We start from the raw sequence: 19,264 nt of genomic DNA, 5'->3' as shown, positions 1-19,264 counted from the left end.
ACTGTATTTTTATAAATAATAATTAATAAGAAGAACCCCCCATAGGAGGAACGCAATTATCATGAAATTTGTCATACAACGTGATCGGCTCTTAGCAAGTATTCAGGATGTTGTCAAAGCAATCTCATCCAGAACGGCTATTCCGATCTTGACGGGAATGAAAATCGAAGCAAAAGAAGATGGGATCACATTGACAGGCAGTGATTCCGACATTTCCATCGAATCTTTCATCCCAAAAGAAGAAGACGGCATTGTCTATGTAGAACAGATCGAGCCTGGAAGTATCGTACTGCAAGCGAAATATTTCCCCGAAATCGTTCGGAAAGTACCTATGAATGCGGTGGAAATCGAATCTGATGCACAATTGAACGTGACCATCCGTTCTGGAAGTGCTGAATTCAAATTGAATGGCCAGGATGCTGATGAATATCCGCAGCTGCCGAAGCTTCACAGCGAAGATAGCTTTGAATTGCCTGCCGATTTGCTGAAAAATGTCATCAAAGAAACTGTTTTTGCAGTATCCACACAGGAAACACGCCCTTTACTCACGGGTGTGAATGTTCGTGTCCAGGATGACGACTTGCATTTTGTTGCGACAGACAGCCATCGTTTGGCATCCCGTCGGATCCCTGTTTCGACAAATGAAGCTGCATTAGGTTTCCAAAATGTAGTCATTCCAGGAAAAAGCTTGACGGAATTGAACAAAATCCTCGATGAGAACCAGGATCCTGTCGAAATCCGGATCACGAATAACCAGATTTTGTTCCGTACGAAGCATTTATATTTCCTATCTCGTTTGCTGGAAGGGAATTATCCGGATACATCCCGTTTGATCCCGACTGAAAGCAAAACATCCCTTCAAATCGACACGAAGGAATTGCTTCGTTCCATCGATCGGGCATCCCTTTTGGCGAAGGAAAACAGGAACAATGTGGTGAAGCTGGTGACACAGGAATCTGGTCAGCTGGAAATCAGCTCCAATTCCCCGGAAGTTGGGCGTGTCGTCGAAGAAGTGACTGTCCAGGAAATCTCGGGAGAAGAACTGCGCATCAGTTTCAGTGCGAAATACATGATGGATGCGCTTAAGGTCATCGAAAGCGAACAAGTGAAAATCGAATTCACTGGTGCGATGCGCCCATTCCTCATCCGTCCTACCGATGATGAGGATCTGCTGCAGCTGATCACACCTGTCAGGACCTACTGAATTTATGCACATGTGGATAAAGGCACTGCCTGGAGGCGGTGCTTTTTTTCTGTGCATAACATGAAGCCCCGGCGGTTTGGACATAATGAAAATAACTTTCAAAGTTGTGGATACTTTAGTAAAATGATAAGAAGGCAACGTAAAGTTAGGAGAGCGGAAATGAACGAAGAAATTCAGATCAACACGGAATATATCCAGCTTGGGAAATTCCTGAAGCTAGTGAATGCTGTCGAAAGCGGCGGAATGGTCAAGCTGTATCTGGCTGATCATCCGGTGCTGGTGAATGGCGAGCAAGAAAACAGGCGCGGCAGAAAGCTTTATCCGGAGGACCGTGTCGAGCTGCCGGCGACATCCGAGGTATTCGTTGTCAAAAAGGCATAGCGGCTTTGCCGGATAGAGAAAGGACCTGAGCATGCATATCCAAGAGCTAACGCTTACGCATTATCGGAATTACGATAAGCTGCAGCTGCAATTCGACGATAAAGTGAACGTGATCATCGGTGAGAATGCACAGGGCAAGACGAATTTGATGGAGGCCATCTATGTGCTTGCCTTTTCCAAATCACATCGCACTCCCAAAGATAAAGAACTTATCCAATGGGACCAAGATTATGCTAAAATAGAAGGGAACATCCTGAAGCGGAAGCAGCGTTTTCCGCTTGAGATCGTCTTATCGTCCAAGGGGAAGAAAGCAAAACTGAATCATCTGGAACAAAAACGCCTAAGTGATTATATCGGGGCGCTCAATGTCGTCATGTTCGCTCCTGAGGATCTGAACCTGGTGAAAGGCAGTCCGCAAATTCGCAGGCGTTTTATTGATATGGAGATCGGCCAGATCCAGCCGGTCTATATCCACCATCTTGGACAATATCAAAAAGTATTGAAGCAGCGGAATCATCTGCTGAAGCTCCTGCAGCGGCGCCAAGCTGACCCGACCATGCTTGATGTGCTGACGGAGCAGCTGATAGAGCACGCTGCCATCATTTTAGAAAAACGTTTCCTCTTCCTGGGATTGCTCCGTAAATGGGCACAGCCCATCCATCAGGGCATCACGACGGGACTGGAGACGCTGGATATAGAATATCTTTCCAATCTGCACGTATCAGAAGAATCCGATAAGGAAACGCTTAGAATAGCCTATGAGGAGAAATTCTCTGAATTACGGACGCGTGAAGTGGAAAGAGGGACAACACTAGCAGGCCCCCATCGCGATGACCTGTCTTTTTATGTGAATGGGAAAGATGTTCAGGCTTTCGGTTCACAGGGGCAGCAGCGCACGACGGCATTATCGCTGAAGCTTGCCGAGATAGAGCTGATTTACAGGGAAGTCGGGGATTATCCGATTCTTTTGCTGGATGATGTCTTGAGTGAACTCGATGACAGCAGGCAGTCCCATCTGCTCGAGACGATACAAGGAAAAGTCCAGACCTTTGTCTCGACTACGAATGTATCGGGAATACAGCATGAAACATTGAAGCAGGCCGAACTGTTCACGATAAAATCAGGGAAGCTTGTGAGTGAATCGGGAGGGATCTGATGTTCATTTCGATCGGTTGGAATAATGTCGTCAGGGCTGAAGACGTCGTGGCTATCCTGGAATATGGACAAGCGGCTAAAACAGTCGATCCCGCTCAGGCAGAAAACGATGAAGCGGAAGATGCATCGGCCAAATCTATCATTGTCACCACTGACCGGATCTATTCTAGTCCGCTATCGGTGCAGACATTGAAGAAACGGGCGGATACATCGGTTCCGAGAATGATAGAAGAAGATAACCTATAAGAAATGCAGGTGATTGAAATGGCAATGGAAGATAAAATGCCTGAAGAACAGTTGTATGATGCAGATCAGATACAGGTGCTGGAAGGACTGGAAGCCGTCCGGAAACGGCCTGGTATGTATATCGGATCCACGAGTGAACGCGGTCTGCACCATCTGGTATGGGAAATTGTCGATAATAGCATTGATGAAGCACTTGCTGGCTATTGCGATCATATCCGGGTGACCATCGAAGAAGATAACAGTATCACTGTGGAAGATAACGGACGCGGTATCCCGGTAGGGACCCATGAGAAGACCGGCCGTCCTGCGGTAGAGGTGATCATGACTGTACTGCATGCCGGCGGTAAATTCGGCGGCGGAGGCTACAAGGTTTCCGGCGGTTTGCACGGAGTAGGTGCATCAGTCGTGAACGCCTTGTCGACGCATCTGAATGTAACCGTCCACCGTGATGGCAAGATCCATGAACAAAGCTTTGAGAGAGGCGTCCCGCAAGGAGATCTCAAAGTCATCGGTGAATCCGACAGAACGGGAACAATCACACATTTCAAGCCGGATCCGGAGATTTTCACGGAAACGACTGTATATAACAAAGAGACTTTGCTGGTCCGTATCCGGGAGCTTGCCTTCCTGAACAAAGGATTGGCAATCAGCCTGGAAGATAAACGCGAAGAGAATCCAGAGCCTGTCACCTTCCATTACGAAGGCGGTATCCGCTCTTATGTGGAGCATCTCAATCGTTCCAAAGAAGTGCTGCACGAACCATTCTATGCAGAGAATACCGATTCGGAAATCACTGTGGAGATTGCTTTGCAATACAATGACGGGTACACAAGCAGTATCTACTCTTTTGCAAATAATATCCACACGTATGAAGGCGGGACGCATGAAGCTGGTTTCAAATCGGGTCTGACTCGTGTAATCAACGACTATGCCCGCAAGAACAATATGTTCAAAGAAAATGATCCGAATCTTTCCGGGGATGATGTACGGGAAGGGTTGACTGCCATCATTTCCATCAAGCATCCGGATCCGCAGTTCGAAGGGCAGACCAAAACCAAACTCGGCAACAGCGAAGCCCGTCAAGTAACGGATGCTGCATTTACAGAGCTATTTTCCAAATTCTTATTCGAGAATCCCGATACAGCCCGGATCGTCGTTGAAAAAGGGCTGATGGCATCACGTGCCCGGATTGCTGCTAAACGTGCCCGTGAGCTGACTCGCCGCAAGGGTGCATTGGAAGTGAGCAGCTTGCCTGGTAAACTGGCTGACTGTTCTTCCAAGGATGCATCAATCAGTGAATTGTATGTCGTAGAGGGTGACTCTGCGGGCGGTTCTGCCAAGCAAGGGCGTGACCGTCATTTCCAAGCCATTTTGCCTTTGCGCGGGAAGATCATCAACGTGGAAAAAGCAAGATTGGACAAGATTTTGGCCAATAACGAAATCCGTGCCATGATCACAGCGCTTGGAACAGGGATCGGAGAGGACTTCGATATTTCCAAAGCACGCTACCATAAGCTGGTCATCATGACAGATGCGGACGTTGATGGGGCCCATATCCGGACACTGCTGCTGACGTTCTTCTATCGTTACATGCGGCCACTGATCGAGAACGGCTATGTGTACATCGCGCAGCCGCCGCTTTATAAAGTCCAGCAAGGTAAGACAGCTTATTATGCCTACAATGACCGGGAACTGGACCGGGTGATGAGCGAAATACCGAAAATGCCAAAGCCTGGGGTCCAGCGTTATAAAGGTCTGGGAGAGATGAATGCAGAGCAGCTTTGGGAAACGACCATGGATCCCGAGAATCGGACATTGCTTCAAGTAAGCTTGGCCGATGCGATCGATGCAGACCAAATTTTCGATGTCCTGATGGGTGACAAAGTCGAGCCGAGACGGAATTTCATACAAGAAAATGCACAGAACGTGCAGAATTTAGATATCTGACCAATCATGAATTGGTACCGGCAATTTGACAGGAGGTTTTCGCATGGCGGATGAATTACGTCCAAGTGTGCAAGAAAGAGATATAAGTCAGGAAATGCGTACGTCGTTCCTTGACTATGCAATGAGCGTTATCGTAGCACGTGCCTTGCCAGATGCGCGGGACGGCTTGAAGCCGGTTCATCGCAGGATCCTTTATGCATTGCATGATCTGGGGATGCATGCCGATAAGGCATACAAGAAATCGGCCCGTATCGTCGGGGAAGTAATCGGTAAATACCACCCGCACGGCGACTCGGCTGTGTATGAAGCGATGGTCCGTATGGCGCAGGATTTCAGTTATCGCTATATGCTCGTGGACGGACACGGGAACTTCGGTTCGGTGGACGGTGACTCAGCGGCGGCAATGCGGTATACGGAAGCAAGGATGTCCAAGATATCCATGGAACTATTGCGTGATATCAACAAGGATACGATCGATTATGGCGATAACTATGATGGCTCGGAGAAGCAGCCGCTTGTATTGCCGGCACGGTTCCCGAACCTGCTTGTGAACGGCGCTTCGGGTATTGCGGTCGGCATGGCGACAAACATTCCGCCGCATAACCTGAATGAAACGATCGATGCGGTTTTGGCCCTTAGTAAAAATCCGGATATCACGATCGAGGAATTGATGGATGATTATATCTTCGGACCGGACTTTCCTACCGCAGCCCAGATCCTGGGACGAAGCGGCATCCGCAAGGCTTATGAAACGGGCCGCGGTTCGATCACAATCCGGGCAAAGACCGAAATCATCGAGCATGACAATGGCAAATCGACCATCCTCGTGACGGAACTTCCTTATCAGGTGAACAAGGCACGGCTTGTCGAGAAGATTGCCGAGCTTGTCCGTGATAAGCGTATCGAGGGAATTACAGATTTGCGTGATGAATCAGACCGGAACGGTATGCGGGTCGTGATCGAGGTCCGCCGGGATGCGAATCCGAATGTAATCCTGAATAATCTGTACAAGCATACAGCTCTGCAGACATCCTTCGGGATCAATATCCTTGCCCTTGTGGATGATAAACCACAGATCCTCAACCTGAAGCAGACGCTGAAGCATTATTTGGACCACCAGCAAGTCGTCATCCGCCGCAGAACGGAATTCGAATTGCGCAAAGCGGAAGCCAGGGCGCATATCCTGGAAGGTTTGCGAATCGCACTTGATAATCTGGATGAAATCATCAGCCTGATCCGCGGTTCCCAAACAACGGACATTGCCCGTGAGGCTTTGATGGAGCGTTTCGAGCTCTCCGACAAACAGGCTCAAGCGATCCTTGATATGCGGCTGCAGCGCTTGACTGGTTTGGAGCGCGATAAGATCGAAGATGAGTACCAAGAGCTGGTTAAGCTGATCGCCGAGCTTAAAGCCATTCTTGCCGATGAAGAGAAAGTGCTTGAGATCATTCGTGAGGAACTGACTGAGATCAAGGAGCGCTTCGGTGATGAACGCCGTACGGAAATCGTTATCGGCGGAACCGACTTCATCGAGGATGAGGCACTTATCCCTGAAGAGAATGTCGTCATCACATTGACGCATCAAGGCTACATCAAACGCCTGCCTTCCTCCACTTACCGCAGTCAAGGACGCGGCGGCCGTGGTATCCAAGGCATGGGTACGAATGAAGATGACTTCGTTGAACATCTGATTTCCACCAGCACGCATGATACGATCCTGTTCTTCACGAACAAAGGGAAAGTATACCGCGCCAAAGGTTATGAAGTACCTGAATTCAGCCGGACGGCAAAAGGTATCCCGATCATCAATATGCTGGAAATCGAGAAGGGCGAATGGATCAATGCCTTGATCCCGGTGAAGGAATTTGCCGATGATTGGTTCTTGGTGTTTACGACAAAACATGGCATCTCCAAACGGACGACACTTTCCCAATTCGCCAATATACGTAAGGGCGGTCTGATCGCATTGAACTTGCGTGAGGATGATGAATTGATTTCTGTCCGTATGACAGATGGCCATAAACATATCATGATTGCGACGAAAAACGGTTATCTGATCCGTTTCCCGGAGGAACAGATCCGACCAATGGGCCGTACAGCTGCCGGTGTCAAAGGGATAACCCTGCGCGGGGATGATGATTCCGTCGTATCGATGGATATCCTCGATGAAGGTGTGGACATCCTGAATGTTACCGAAAAAGGCTTCGGGAAACGGACGCCTGAATCGGAATATCGTATTACAAACCGAGGCGGTAAAGGGATTCTGACATCCAAAATCACGGAAAAAACAGGACAGATGGTATCAGCCAAACCAGTTACTGGTGAAGAAGATATCATGATCATCACTGTTTCCGGTGTACTGATCCGGATGCCTGTTTCCAGTATCTCGGTTACCGGCCGGAATACACAGGGTGTCATCCTGATTCGTATTCAGGAGAATGAAGCAGTAGCCACTGTTGCCAGGATTGATAAAGAACAAGAAGAAGAGATCGAGGCTGTTTCTGATGAGATGCTGGAGGAACCAGTGGAAGCGGAGACAGATGATCCGGAACAAGATTGATAAAAAGCATTCCCGCTCCCATAGTGGTGGGAATGCTTTTTTTACATAACCATTGGATGAAAGGATGCGGAATATGATCGTCTCAGCCAATCAACTCGTCGCTGGCTGTATCGTGACAGCCGATGTCATGGGTAAAAGCGGCCTGCCACTCATAAAAAGTAAGACCATACTGACTGATACGGAAGTTTTCTATTTACGGAAGCTGCTCGTGAAGGAAGTGACGGTCGCAAGTCATTTGTCTGATGGCAGTACGTTCATTCCTAAGGAAGAGTCTTTCGTAAGCAATCCAGATACGATAACAGAAGTGCATTTTTTGGATGCATATGCAGAAGCCATTGAAGGCTACCAAAAGCATTTCCATACTTGGCAGCATGGCGGTGCTGTGGATATCCCCTTGCATCGGAATCATATTCTTCCTGTTTTGGAGAAGGTCCGCAAGTGGGACGGCAATGTTTTCAATCTGCCCGCATATCGTGAGCAATCCGATTACCTGCCGGAGCATGCAGCAGGCACAGCCGCTCTTGTGGCGGCTGTATTGCAAAGAGCCAATTTCCCTGAAGCTGACATCAAGCAAATCGGTTTGGCTGCTTTCCTGGCTGATTGCGGTATGTCCAAACTAAAACAGCCTTATCATATCCAGAAACGTCGTCTTCATGACAAGGACCTGGTTGATGTCCAGCGGCATCCCACTTTGTCCTATCGGATGGTTGAGGATGCCTCCATCCTTTCGTCCAAAGCGAAGCTTGCCATCCTTCAGCATCACGAGCAAGCAGATGGGACGGGTTATCCGCTGCGATTAACGAAGGAGAAGATACACCCATTTGCCAGTCTCCTCTCGATTTGCGATACTTATCACGCTTTGATATCCAATCGGCCTTATCAAGCTGCCGTATCACCATATGAAGCGGTCGATATCATTCTGAAGGAACAATTCAAGCGCTTTGATCCAGTGATGATCAAGCATTTCATCCAGGCATTTGTCGATGCCCAGCAAAATACGAAGGTCAGGTTATCCACCGGGGAGATCGCAGAGGTCGTCTTCACGGATAACAACCATCCTGCCAGGCCGATGGTCCGCGAGGGGCAGACCGGGCAAGTCAAAGCCTTGAAGGATATGCCGCATATACGCATCACTGAGATCATTTCGAGATGAAGCACGCTGACTAGCGTGCTTTTTTTATATCCTGGAAATGCTTCAGCATATACGATCCTATCAATAAGGGGAATTTATCCGCAGTGATTTCCAGAAAACGCATGATGAGCGGATATTCATTACGCCGGTTGATATGCAATAAATCCATCCACCATTCCGCTTCATAGCGGCATATCATGCTTAAATTGTAGGAAAGTGCATAATGGGCCATGCATTCATGAAAGCCGCTCCAATAGCTTTGCCGGATAAAATAGTATTGCTGGCTTAATGGATTGTAAAACAGGGGCCCTGCAGCCTGCCAAAGGGAGTCCGGCTGCTGCAGGGAAAGCGGCGCCTGTTCTGTTGCCTGGTAGGAGTATGATTGCAGGAATGCCAAAAAGCGGCGTTTTGTATATTGGAAGTCGTCGAGTAAGCAATCCGGAAGTACGATGATATCTTTTTTCCTGCCTGCTTCGACGAGACTCCTTTTTTCCTGCTGCAAGGAAAGGAGATCCTGGAGTTCAGGTATAAGCCGCAGCATATCCCCCATGGAAACCTTTTTGACAGCCGGGATGTCCCGCTTGCACACATAACGGGAAAAATACGGGAATAAGCCGCGCTGCTGTAACATGACTTCATCCAGGATGAACTGATAATCCCGTTTTTTTCGCTTCCTGGTGGAGAGGCCATGTGCCAAATCAGCAGTGGATTCCGGATAGGCAGGGCGTGTCAGGAGCAAACTAGCCTTCATAAAATGGGTCATTCCGTAAAATAATAAAACAGGTTTCATCAATAGCGGAGCGTTTTTTCCATAGGCGTAATAAGACTTGCCGTGTTCCAGATAAGCTAGGAAAGCGGAAATATTCTGGTAGCTGCGTGTTTCTGCATCTGGTATGTCGAGATGCCGGTAGCTGTTTTGCAGGAAGGTAAGAGCTGCATCCTCTGCTTCAAGATAAGAAAAGAAGGTGGATACGTTTTCATCATGCATACAGAATCCTCCAATATTTTTTAAGTGCTCATATAGTTGAAAAACCGCGCATCTTGGCGTATTGTAAGTAGAAATAGGTTTTAATAGCAGTATTTTAACCATATATAAACATTTCATGATAAAAGGAGGATAAACATGCGGGAAGACAAGTTTACAAAAGAGGGTTTGACTTTTGATGATGTCTTGCTTGTACCGGCAAAATCAGAAGTGCTGCCCCGTGATGTGAAGTTCCAGACAAAATTGACGAAAAATATCACTTTGAATATCCCATTGATCAGTGCTGGCATGGATACTGTAACAGAGGCAAGCATGGCCATTGCCATGGCTAGACAGGGTGGACTTGGGATCATCCACAAAAACATGTCCATCGAGGAGCAAGCTGAGCAGGTGGATCGCGTCAAACGTTCGGAAAGCGGCGTTATCACGGACCCATTCTTCTTATGCCCGGAAAACCAAGTATTCGATGCAGAGCATCTGATGGGCAAATTCCGCATTTCAGGTGTGCCAATCGTTAACAACAAAGAAGAACAGAAGCTGATCGGTATCCTGACAAATCGCGATCTTCGTTTCGTACAGGATTACTCCATCGCGATCTCCGATGTCATGACGAAGGAAGACTTGGTGACAGCACCTGTGGGCACTACATTGGATGAGGCCGAGAAAATCCTTCAGAAGCATAAAATCGAAAAGCTTCCGCTTGTCGATGAGAAGGGTGTACTGAAGGGCTTGATCACGATCAAAGATATCGAGAAAGTGATCGAATTCCCGAATTCCGCAAAAGATAAACATGGCCGTCTATTAGTCGGCGCTGCTGTCGGGGTAACTGGTGACGCAATGACACGCATCAGCAAACTGGTGGAAGCTGGAGTGGATGTCCTTGTCGTGGATACTGCGCATGGTCATTCCAAAGGCGTTTTGGAGCAAGTGAAGGCAATCAAGGAGAAATTCCCTGAAGTTGATTTGATTGCAGGAAACGTAGCAACAGCTGAAGGCACACGTGCCTTGATCGAAGCTGGTGCCGATGTAGTCAAAGTCGGGATCGGACCTGGCTCCATTTGTACAACGCGTGTTGTGGCGGGTGTCGGTGTACCGCAAATCACCGCTGTCAATGATTGTGCAGTCGAAGCTGACAAGCATGGTGTTTCCATCATTGCCGATGGCGGAATCAAGTACTCCGGCGATATTGCGAAAGCAATTGCTGCAGGCGGACATGCTGTCATGCTCGGAAGCATGTTTGCAGGTACGACGGAAAGCCCTGGGGAAACTGAAATCTTCCAAGGCCGTCAATATAAAGTATACCGTGGAATGGGTTCTGTCGGAGCCATGAAATCCGGCTCCAAGGATCGCTACTTCCAAGGTGAAACGGAAGAAGCGAAGAAATTGGTACCGGAAGGCATCGAAGGACGTGTCGCATACAAAGGAGCTTTGGCTGATACGGTTCATCAGCTGCTTGGCGGTTTGCGTGCAAGCATGGGCTACTGCGGCGCTCCTGATTTGGCTTACTTCCGCGAGAATGCACAGTTCATCCGTATGACTGGTGCAGGTCTGCGCGAAAGCCACCCGCATGATATCCAAATTACAAAAGAAGCACCGAACTATTCCATCAACTAATCTTATTCATACTTGAGACGACGCCAAAATCGGCGTCGTTTCTTTTTTATAGTACATAATCTAACAAATTAACAGATTTTTTTCAATAGAAATAATATTTTAAAAACTAGAAGGGTTTGGTGCCCTTATGGAGAATTGATATAGCCTAAGGGGGAGATGAATGTATGAAAATGAAAAAATCACTTTCTGCGGTAATCCTTATGACGGTAATGGTACTTATTCTCAGTGCCTGCGGAGGGGGTACAGCCGGGGGATCAGGGGATTCCGACGGCGGTGACGGCGGCGGACAGCAATTCATCACGCTGCTCACTGGAGGGACGGAGGGTACATATTACCCGCTTGGAGGAAGCATTGCAGAAATTCTTAATTCCAATGTTGAAAATGTAAAAGCGACAGCTACATCGACGGGGGCATCCGTTGAAAATATGAATAAACTGAGTGAAGGCAATGATGATATCGTCGCGTTCAGTCAGACGGATATCGCTGCCTATGCATCAGAAGGGACGCTGATGTTTGATGGGAAAGCAATCGAGAACATACAGGCCATCGGTTCCTTGTATCCGGAAACGATCCAGATTGTCGCAACGGAAGATAGCGGTATCCAAACCGTTAAAGATTTGAAGGGGAAAACCGTATCAATCGGCGCTCCGGGATCGGGAACGAATGCAAGTGCAGAGGATATCCTTGGAATCCATGGCTTGAATGTGGATGATATCGAGGTGCAGAATCTTGATTTCGGCGAATCGACAGCTGGCATGCAGGATGGAACGATCGATGCGGCATTCATTACAGCCGGTACACCGACAGGGGCGGTGGAAAGTCTTTCGGCTACGACTCCGGTCACGATAGTCGGATTGGATGAAGATAAAGTGAATCAATTGATTGAAGAGAAGCCCTATTATGCTCCTTACACGATCGAAGCAGGCACATACAGCTTGGAGGAGCCAGTTGAAACAGTATCCGTAAATGCGATGCTTGTGACTACAGCAGGCATGGATGAAGAACTTGTTTATAACATGACAAAGGCATTGTATGAAAATACAGGAGATATCGGCCATCAAAAGGCAGAGTTCATAAAGGCAGAAACGGCTGCTGATGGTGTAAGCATCCCATTCCACCCTGGTGCCAAGCGTTATTTGGAGGAAGCAGGAGTGGAGCTGCCTTCTTCCTGATTGAATACTGAAAAACGCCGGTAGCTTCTTTACCGGCGTTTTTTTGCAAAAGGCAGGTGTATCGTGTTGCGAGTCCGTATTATCCTTCTGATCAGTCTAATGATCATGGTACTGATTGTTTCGTACATATTTGTACCCTTCCGGCATATAGTCGCCTGTAAAGATCTGCAGAGTGATCAGCTTCTTGCTTACTTACCAGTCGCGGATGGGGCGCATGTGAGCATCCGTTACACCCATTCGATCCATCTTTCCGAAGTGACGGAGGAGTACACGATCAAGCAAAACAGGCTGTACCCATATCAGCTTGTCTATGAGGATACTGCTGTTGGCATGCCGGCAGATGCAGATGCAAAGCAGCAAGAGACATTCGAAATGAAAGATGGGAAGTATTATATACGGAATATGAAAGGCTATCGGGAGGCCCTTCATCTGACAATCGGAGAAGTGGTGGCGAATCACCAGCTGGTTTACCAAAAGCAAAGCTATTCTCTCCAGGAAAATATCGGACCAGGTGCCTCTATCAAAATCCAAGCAGTATACACAAGTTTATGGAACCTATGGAAGGGGGAACGGCTTGAATGAACGATAAAGCGATGAATGACGTATTGTCGGATCAAGAACAGCAGAAGCTGCTCGAGAAATACGACAGTGAATCCAATTTCAGGAAGCTTGCGGGCATCATGGGGGCAGTCGTGTTTTTCCTGTTGCTTGCGTTCTCGATATATCAGCTTTATACAGCTACATACGGAAATGTACCAACACAGATTCATCGATCCGTCCACTTGGGATTCGGGCTTGTCCTGATTTATTTATTGTTCCCGGCAAAACGCAAGAGCAAGGTTAAACGAATTGCCTGGTACGATTATATATTGGCAGCCTTAGGGTTTTATGTCGGTGCTTATTGGCCGGTCATGTATGACAGTATCATTGCCCAAGGCGGACAGATGACGACATTGGATTTCGCTACAGGTGCAATAGCGGTACTGCTCGTCCTGGAAGCCACCAGACGTACTGTCGGGCTCCCAATCGTCATCATTGCCATCCTTTTTATGGCATACGCCTATTGGGGCAGGCAGCTGCCTGATTTCATCGTCCATCCCGGAGTGGATGTCGATACACTCGTAAATTCGCTGTTCTTCACGACAGAAGGTATGCTTGGAACGCCGATCGGTGTATCATCAACCTACATTTTTCTCTTTCTTTTATTCGGGGCATTCTTGGTGAAGACAGGTGTCGGGCAGTATTTCAATGATCTTGCTCTGCTCGTTGCCGGAAGGAGGATCGGCGGACCGGCAAAGGTTGCCATTTTCTCAAGTGCATTGCAAGGGACGGTAAGCGGCAGTTCGGTAGCGAATGTAGTGACATCAGGGTCTTTTACCATTCCGATGATGAAAAGGCTAGGCTATTCCAAAAACTTCGCAGGAGCTGTAGAAGCGTCTTCTTCCACCGGGGGACAAATCATGCCGCCTGTGATGGGGGCAGCTGCTTTTTTGATGGTCGAGTTCATCGGTGTGAGCTATTGGACGATTGCCAAAGCGGCAATCATCCCGGCTATCCTTTACTTTTCCGGCATTTGGATCATGACCCACTTTGAAGCAAAGCGTACGGGTTTGCGGGGATTGAAGAAGGAAGAGCTTCCGGATAAGAAGGAAGTGCTAAGCAAGCTCTATTTGCTGCTGCCTATCCTGGCGATGGTTTTCTACTTGAGTTCCGGACTCAGCATTATGCGTGCCGCTTTATATGGAATCGTCACATGTGTCCTTATTGCCCTGGTCAGAAAGGAAGTCTACCGCCATCTGTATCCGATTGTATTCGGAGTCGTGCTGGCTGCTTATTTGATCTATGGCGGCGCAACCGGCAGCTTGTCCATCGAGAATGGGTTGATCATTGCCGCACTTGCCACTGTCATTGTCAGCTACTTCTTCGACCGTAACTTCCTGGAGACGATCGAGGCACTGGTGGATGGTGCACGATCTGCCTTAAGCGTAATTGCAGCGACTGCCGCGGCTGGTATCATCGTGGCAGTCGTAACGAAAACGGGTCTTGGTCTCAGCCTTGCCAACAGCCTGGTAGGTCTTGCGAATGAACAGCTGTTTTGGACATTGTTCTTTACGATGATTGCATCCTTGATTCTTGGGATGGGGGCACCGACGACAGCCAACTATATCATCACGTCGACGATAGCGGCACCGGCAATCATCCTATTGGGAGTGAATGATTTGCCGGCCCATATGTTTGTATTTTACTTTGGCATCATGGCTGACATTACACCACCAGTTGCCTTGGCGGCCTTTGCGGCAGCAGGTATATCAGGAGGCCGGCCGATTGCTACGGGAGTTATATCGACCAAGCTGGCAATAGCAGCCTTCATCATTCCTTATATGTTTGTGTTTGCCCCGGAATTGCTGCTGTTCGGAACATCTAATTATGTGGAGGTGGCCTGGATATTCCTTACCGCCTTCCTGGGCATGATTGTCATCGGGGCAGGTATGATCGGTTACTGGTTCCGAAGGCTTTATTGGCCGGAGCGCCTTGTTGCCATTGCAGCTGGCCTTGCCTTGATTTATCCGGGAGTCTGGCTCAGCATGGCTGGCTTGATTATTTTCGCAGCACTGATTGCATGCCAATACATGTTCAAACGATCTGAAATGAATCAGCCGGTTGCAAGCTGAAGTGAGAGCTGTCCTGTATCAGGACAGCTTTTTTCTTTATTCATAACGGGTATAGGTCTGATACAATGACTTGGAGGTGGATTGGCATGGCAAAACAACTTATCGATAATGACTGGCAGGAAATTCTGCAGGATGAATTTGAAAAAGACTATTACAAGGAACTGCGAAGCTTTTTGAAGGAAGCATATCAAGAGAGGACAATCTATCCGGATATGCATCATATCTATGAAGCGCTCAAAATGACATCATTTGCGGATACAAAGGTAGTCATTTTGGGACAGGATCCTTATCATGGACCGAATCAGGCACATGGACTCAGCTTTTCGGTACAGCCGGAGGTGGCGATACCGCGGTCGCTCATCAATATTTACAAGGAACTGGCGGATGATATCGGCTGTCCGATCCCATCACATGGCTATTTGAGGAAGTGGGCGGAACAAGGGGTGCTGCTATTGAACACCGCCTTGACGGTGGAAGCTCATCAAGCGGGCTCTCACCGGGGCAAAGGCTGGGAGCATTTCACGGATCGTGTGATTGAATCATTGAATGAGAAACAGGATCCGGTCGTATTCATCCTTTGGGGAAGACACGCACAGGAAAAGCAGAAGCTGATAGATACGGAAAAGCATCATACGCTGACCTCGGCCCATCCAAGTCCATTATCTGCAAGGCGCGGATTCTTTGGCAGCAAGCCATTTTCCAAGACGAATGAAATATTGGAAGCCAATGGATTGGAGCCGATTGACTGGTGTATTCCAGACCTGTGAACAAAATATAGAATCGGTACAAAGAACGTTCCCCATTGCCTATCGTCTATGGTAAAATAGCGGGGATGCACAGTAACGATTCTATTTTTTGTGGAGGTAGGAACACTTGAAACATCTTTTGAAAGCATCGATGATCGGTTTGCTCGCGATGCTGATTACGTTTAACACTTTTCTAGCAAAGCCACTAGACACACAAGCTGCGGAAGGCTTGGATATCAAAGCGGAATCCGCAATTTTAATAGACGCCAACTCTGGCGAGATATTATACGCGAAGAAGCCAGATCTCACTTTACCTCCAGCAAGCATGACGAAGATGATGTCGGAATATCTTATCTTGGATGCAATCGCAGCAGGAACTATCTCCTGGGATACGACAACGCAAGTAAGTGATTATGCTTACAGCATTTCCTCGAATACGGATTTCTCCGGTACAGGACTCACACAGAACAAGGACTACACTGTTCGCGATCTATATAATGCGATGGCCATCAATTCTGATAATGCCGCAACTATCGTACTTGCAGAGCTTGTAGGTGGCAGTGAGACCGAATTCGTCAAAATGATGAATGAAAAAGCGGAAGAAATAGGCATGAAGGATTATAAATTCGTCAATGCTTCTGGACTTTCCAATTCGGACTTGGGGGATAACCGTCCAAAGGGAACAAACGTCAATGACGAAAACCTGATGACTGCAAAATCCACCGGTATCCTTGCTTACAACTTGATCAAGGATCATCCGGAAGCACTCGAGGTATCCAGTGTTACACAAACGGATTTTGACGGCAAGAAAATCACGAACTGGAACTGGATGCTCCCGGACATGCCTGGCTATCTGAAAGCTTATGGATATGAAGGGATGGATGGCTTGAAAACGGGCCATACAGACGTGGCTGGCTACTGCTTCACAGGTACAGCTGAGCGCGACGGGCAGCGCTATATCACCGTGATAATGAAGTCGGATAGTGAAGAAGCACGCTTCCAGGAAACAGCAAAGCTGCTGGATTACGGCTTCAACCAGTTCAAACAGACTGAACTTTACAAAGCTGGAACGGAAATCAAGGACCATGCTTCCGTCCCGGTGGCAAAAGGGAAAGAAGACAGTGCAGCCATCTCGCTAAAAGATTCGGTCACCACTTCTGTGAAGAATGGGGAAGAAGATAAATACCACTTGGAGTACAAAGTCGACAAGGACAAGCTGAATGCTGACGGCGAATTGGTCGCTCCAGTGAAAAAAGGCGATAAAGTCGGAACTGCGACACTTGTCTATGACGGAGACGACCAAGGCAATATCAACGGCGGCTCATATACTGTCGATGTCGTAGCATCCGAGGATGTAGAGAAGTCCAACTGGTTCATGCTCTCCCTGGGGGCAATCGGTGACTTCTTCGCCAGTATCTTCAACAGCGTAGCCGATACAGTCAAAGGCTGGTTCTAATACGAAAAGCGAAAAAGAACGTTAGGAACGGAGGGATAGGTGAGATCACGGAATGGGGTGCCTTTCCTCATGCAGGGATTTATCGCCTATACCGCAGTTTCTGGTTCTATAGCTGGACAACATCGAAAGCGGAAAAGATCATAGCCCTTTCCGCTTTTTTTGTATAATTCCATGCTGGTATGTAAATCCTAAAGCTGGAATTGCATATCATACTTGCATAATTACCTGGAATTAGCTATTCTGTAGGAAGAATAACGACAACGTGATGATAGGAAATAGTAGCTTACAGCATGCTTTTAGAGAGTCGATGGCTGGTGGGAATCGATGCAGGACTGTAAGTGAATCCATCCTGGAATGGTATGGAGACATACCCGGTACAAACCGTTACCTTGCCGAGCTGGAAGATATCTTTGTCTTCAACCAGGGTGGTATCGCGGGTGGAACATCTCGTCCCTTTTCTATGGGGATGGGATGTTTTTTTGTTCGAGAAAAAAGGAGGAAGCATTATGCTGGATATGAAATATCTACGTTCAAACTTTGACGAAGTAAAACAGAAACTTACGAATCGCGGGGAAGATTTGACGGACCTTGATAAATTCGGGGATTTGGATGAACGCCGCCGTAAGCTTATCAATGAGACGGAAGAATTGAAAGCGAAACGCAATGAGGTATCCAAACAGATTGCGGTCCTAAAAAAGGAGAAGCAGGATGCGGATGCACAGATCAAGGAGATGCGTGAAGTAGGCGATCAAATCAAAGCATACGATGAAGAGCTGAGAGCCGTCGAAAGTGAGTTGGATATGCTATTGCTCTCCATCCCCAATATTCCGCATGAGAGCGTCCCTGTGGGCGAATCCGAGGATGATAATGTGGAAGCGCGCAAATGGGGTGAGGTGCAGCAGAAGGACTTCGAAGAAAAAGCACATTGGGATCTTGCAGCTGATTTGGGTATCCTTGACTTTGAACGAGCTGCAAAGGTGACAGGAAGCCGCTTTGTATTCTACAAAGGCTTAGGAGCCCGCCTGGAGCGTGCTTTGATCAATTTCATGATGGATCTTCATGCGGATGAGCATGGTTATCAGGAAATGCTCCCGCCATATATGGTGAACAGAACGAGCATGACTGGCACCGGTCAGCTTCCAAAATTCGAAGAAGATGCATTCAAGCTGGACGGCTGGGATTACTTCCTTGTGCCGACTGCGGAAGTTCCAGTGACTAATTACTATCGTGAAGAGATCCTGAAAGGCGATCAGCTGCCGCAGAAATTTGCTGCATTCAGTGCTTCCTTCCGTTCCGAAGCGGGTTCCGCCGGCAGGGATACTCGTGGTTTGATCCGTCAGCATCAGTTCAATAAAGTAGAGCTTGTGCAGTTCGTCAAACCGGAGGATTCTTATCAGGTGCTGGAGGAAATCACAGGACATGCCGAGAAAGTATTGCAGCTGCTAGGGCTTCCATACCGTGTCATGAGCATGTGCACAGGTGATCTTGGATTCACTGCAGCGAAGAAATACGATCTGGAAGTTTGGCTGCCTAGCAGCGGTACGTATCGCGAAATTTCTTCCGTATCCAATTTTGAGGACTTCCAAGCGCGTCGTGCCGGCATTCGATTCAAACGCGATGACAAGAGCAAGCCGGAGTTTGTCCATACATTGAATGGATCAGGTTTGGCACTGGGACGGACGGTCGCTGCCATCTTGGAAAACTATCAGCAAGCAGACGGATCGGTGAAAATTCCGGAAGTGTTGATTCCTTATATGGGTGGGAAAACAGAAATTCGCTAAGCACAGACCTTGACAGGAATGATGAAAATATGGTGAGATAGCTTTTGGAGACAAAAGCATGGAGGGGTACCCAAGTCCGGCTGAAGGGATCGGTCTCGAAAACCGACAGGGGCCTGTTTAAGGCTCGCGGGGGTTCGAATCCCCCCTCCTCCGCCATTTTTTATATTTTATTGACATCTAGCTTTTCGATATGTTATATTATTCTTTGTCTTA

Annotated in this window: 15 protein-coding genes, 1 tRNA gene and 1 other annotated feature; of the genes, 15 read left to right on the top strand and 1 reads right to left on the bottom strand. The window is 47.9% G+C overall.

What is annotated here, in order from left to right; translation table 11 throughout:
- Window positions 1–61: 61 nt before the first annotated feature.
- The 7 genes from dnaN (at window position 62) to CHH53_RS08565 (ending at window position 8,646) form a co-directional block, all read left to right on the top strand.
- The gene (gene dnaN, locus CHH53_RS08595; protein ID WP_095215713.1) at window positions 62–1,204 is read left to right on the top strand and encodes a DNA polymerase III subunit beta; all 1,143 of its coding nucleotides are present in this window, start codon (window positions 62–64) and stop codon (window positions 1,202–1,204) included.
- A 159-nt stretch (window positions 1,205–1,363) separates the two neighbouring features.
- Window positions 1,364–1,585, top strand: a complete 222-nt coding sequence (gene yaaA / locus CHH53_RS08590) for a S4 domain-containing protein YaaA (RefSeq protein ID WP_095215712.1) — start codon at window positions 1,364–1,366, stop codon at window positions 1,583–1,585.
- A gap of 31 nt (window positions 1,586–1,616) precedes the next feature.
- Window positions 1,617–2,741 carry a DNA replication/repair protein RecF gene (gene recF / locus CHH53_RS08585; RefSeq protein WP_095215711.1) on the top strand — a complete coding sequence of 375 codons (1,125 nt, stop codon included), beginning with the start codon at window positions 1,617–1,619 and terminating at the stop codon, window positions 2,739–2,741.
- Window positions 2,741–2,986, top strand: a complete 246-nt coding sequence (gene remB / locus CHH53_RS08580; RefSeq protein ID WP_095215710.1) for an extracellular matrix regulator RemB — start codon at window positions 2,741–2,743, stop codon at window positions 2,984–2,986. Before recF ends, remB begins: the two co-directional genes overlap by 1 nt.
- Window positions 2,987–3,004: 18 nt before the next feature.
- Entirely contained in the window at window positions 3,005–4,933 is a 1,929-nt protein-coding gene (gene gyrB / locus CHH53_RS08575) for a DNA topoisomerase (ATP-hydrolyzing) subunit B (protein ID WP_095215841.1), read from the top strand.
- 43 nt (window positions 4,934–4,976) lie between these two features.
- Complete coding sequence (gene gyrA, locus CHH53_RS08570; RefSeq protein WP_095215709.1) at window positions 4,977–7,493, top strand: DNA gyrase subunit A; 2,517 nt, start codon at window positions 4,977–4,979, stop codon at window positions 7,491–7,493.
- A 73-nt stretch (window positions 7,494–7,566) separates the two neighbouring features.
- On the top strand, window positions 7,567–8,646 hold the full coding sequence (locus tag CHH53_RS08565) for an HD-GYP domain-containing protein (RefSeq protein ID WP_158221518.1): 1,080 nt from the start codon (window positions 7,567–7,569) through the stop codon (window positions 8,644–8,646).
- 10 nt (window positions 8,647–8,656) lie between these two features.
- On the opposite strand, the gene CHH53_RS08560 is transcribed toward CHH53_RS08565, so the two are convergent.
- Entirely contained in the window at window positions 8,657–9,613 is a 957-nt protein-coding gene (locus tag CHH53_RS08560; RefSeq protein ID WP_158221517.1) for a YaaC family protein, read from the bottom strand.
- Window positions 9,614–9,748: 135 nt separating this feature from the next.
- Here CHH53_RS08560 and guaB point away from each other — a divergent pair, with 135 nt between their 5' ends.
- From guaB to CHH53_RS08515, 8 genes are all read left to right on the top strand, one after another.
- Window positions 9,749–11,224, top strand: coding sequence for an IMP dehydrogenase (gene guaB / locus CHH53_RS08555; RefSeq protein ID WP_095215706.1), 1,476 nt, complete (start codon window positions 9,749–9,751; stop codon window positions 11,222–11,224).
- Between the two features lie 164 nt (window positions 11,225–11,388).
- Window positions 11,389–12,396, top strand: a complete 1,008-nt coding sequence (locus tag CHH53_RS08550) for a TAXI family TRAP transporter solute-binding subunit (RefSeq protein WP_095215705.1) — start codon at window positions 11,389–11,391, stop codon at window positions 12,394–12,396.
- A gap of 66 nt (window positions 12,397–12,462) precedes the next feature.
- Window positions 12,463–12,978, top strand: coding sequence for a DUF1850 domain-containing protein (locus CHH53_RS08545; protein ID WP_095215704.1), 516 nt, complete (start codon window positions 12,463–12,465; stop codon window positions 12,976–12,978).
- Between the two features lie 11 nt (window positions 12,979–12,989).
- Window positions 12,990–15,068, top strand: a complete 2,079-nt coding sequence (locus tag CHH53_RS08540) for a TRAP transporter permease (protein WP_095215840.1) — start codon at window positions 12,990–12,992, stop codon at window positions 15,066–15,068.
- 86 nt (window positions 15,069–15,154) lie between these two features.
- Entirely contained in the window at window positions 15,155–15,835 is a 681-nt protein-coding gene (locus tag CHH53_RS08535) for a uracil-DNA glycosylase (RefSeq protein ID WP_095215703.1), read from the top strand.
- A 106-nt stretch (window positions 15,836–15,941) separates the two neighbouring features.
- A complete protein-coding gene (locus CHH53_RS08530; RefSeq protein WP_233134964.1) occupies window positions 15,942–17,270 on the top strand; it encodes a serine hydrolase in 1,329 nt (442 codons plus the stop codon).
- 256 nt (window positions 17,271–17,526) lie between these two features.
- Window positions 17,527–17,728: a binding site (T-box leader), on the top strand.
- Between the two features lie 48 nt (window positions 17,729–17,776).
- Window positions 17,777–19,051, top strand: coding sequence for a serine--tRNA ligase (gene serS, locus CHH53_RS08520; protein ID WP_095215701.1), 1,275 nt, complete (start codon window positions 17,777–17,779; stop codon window positions 19,049–19,051).
- A gap of 60 nt (window positions 19,052–19,111) precedes the next feature.
- A tRNA-Ser gene (locus CHH53_RS08515) sits at window positions 19,112–19,207 on the top strand.
- Window positions 19,208–19,264 lie beyond the last annotated feature (57 nt).

The sequence above is a fragment of the Terribacillus sp. 7520-G genome (assembly GCF_002271665.1).
Lineage (GTDB): Bacteria > Bacillota > Bacilli > Bacillales > Amphibacillaceae > Terribacillus.
Note: the sequence above shows the minus strand (reverse complement) of the source record. Positions and strands in the feature narration are given on the sequence as shown.

Bases quoted from the DNA above. Each gene is read 5' to 3' on its own strand.
- guaB (WP_095215706.1), top strand. From the start codon at position 9,749: ATGCGGGAAGACAAGTTTACAAAAGAGGGTTTGACTTTTGATGATGTC.
- CHH53_RS08540 (WP_095215840.1), top strand. From the start codon at position 12,990: ATGAATGACGTATTGTCGGATCAAGAACAGCAGAAGCTGCTCGAGAAA.
- recF (WP_095215711.1), top strand. From the start codon at position 1,617: ATGCATATCCAAGAGCTAACGCTTACGCATTATCGGAATTACGATAAG.
- dnaN (WP_095215713.1), top strand. From the start codon at position 62: ATGAAATTTGTCATACAACGTGATCGGCTCTTAGCAAGTATTCAGGAT.
- serS (WP_095215701.1), top strand. From the start codon at position 17,777: ATGCTGGATATGAAATATCTACGTTCAAACTTTGACGAAGTAAAACAG.
- CHH53_RS08565 (WP_158221518.1), top strand. From the start codon at position 7,567: ATGATCGTCTCAGCCAATCAACTCGTCGCTGGCTGTATCGTGACAGCC.
- CHH53_RS08535 (WP_095215703.1), top strand. From the start codon at position 15,155: ATGGCAAAACAACTTATCGATAATGACTGGCAGGAAATTCTGCAGGAT.
- remB (WP_095215710.1), top strand. From the start codon at position 2,741: ATGTTCATTTCGATCGGTTGGAATAATGTCGTCAGGGCTGAAGACGTC.
- CHH53_RS08560 (WP_158221517.1), bottom strand. From the start codon at position 9,613: ATGCATGATGAAAACGTATCCACCTTCTTTTCTTATCTTGAAGCAGAG.
- gyrB (WP_095215841.1), top strand. From the start codon at position 3,005: ATGGCAATGGAAGATAAAATGCCTGAAGAACAGTTGTATGATGCAGAT.
- CHH53_RS08550 (WP_095215705.1), top strand. From the start codon at position 11,389: ATGAAAATGAAAAAATCACTTTCTGCGGTAATCCTTATGACGGTAATG.
- yaaA (WP_095215712.1), top strand. From the start codon at position 1,364: ATGAACGAAGAAATTCAGATCAACACGGAATATATCCAGCTTGGGAAA.
- gyrA (WP_095215709.1), top strand. From the start codon at position 4,977: ATGGCGGATGAATTACGTCCAAGTGTGCAAGAAAGAGATATAAGTCAG.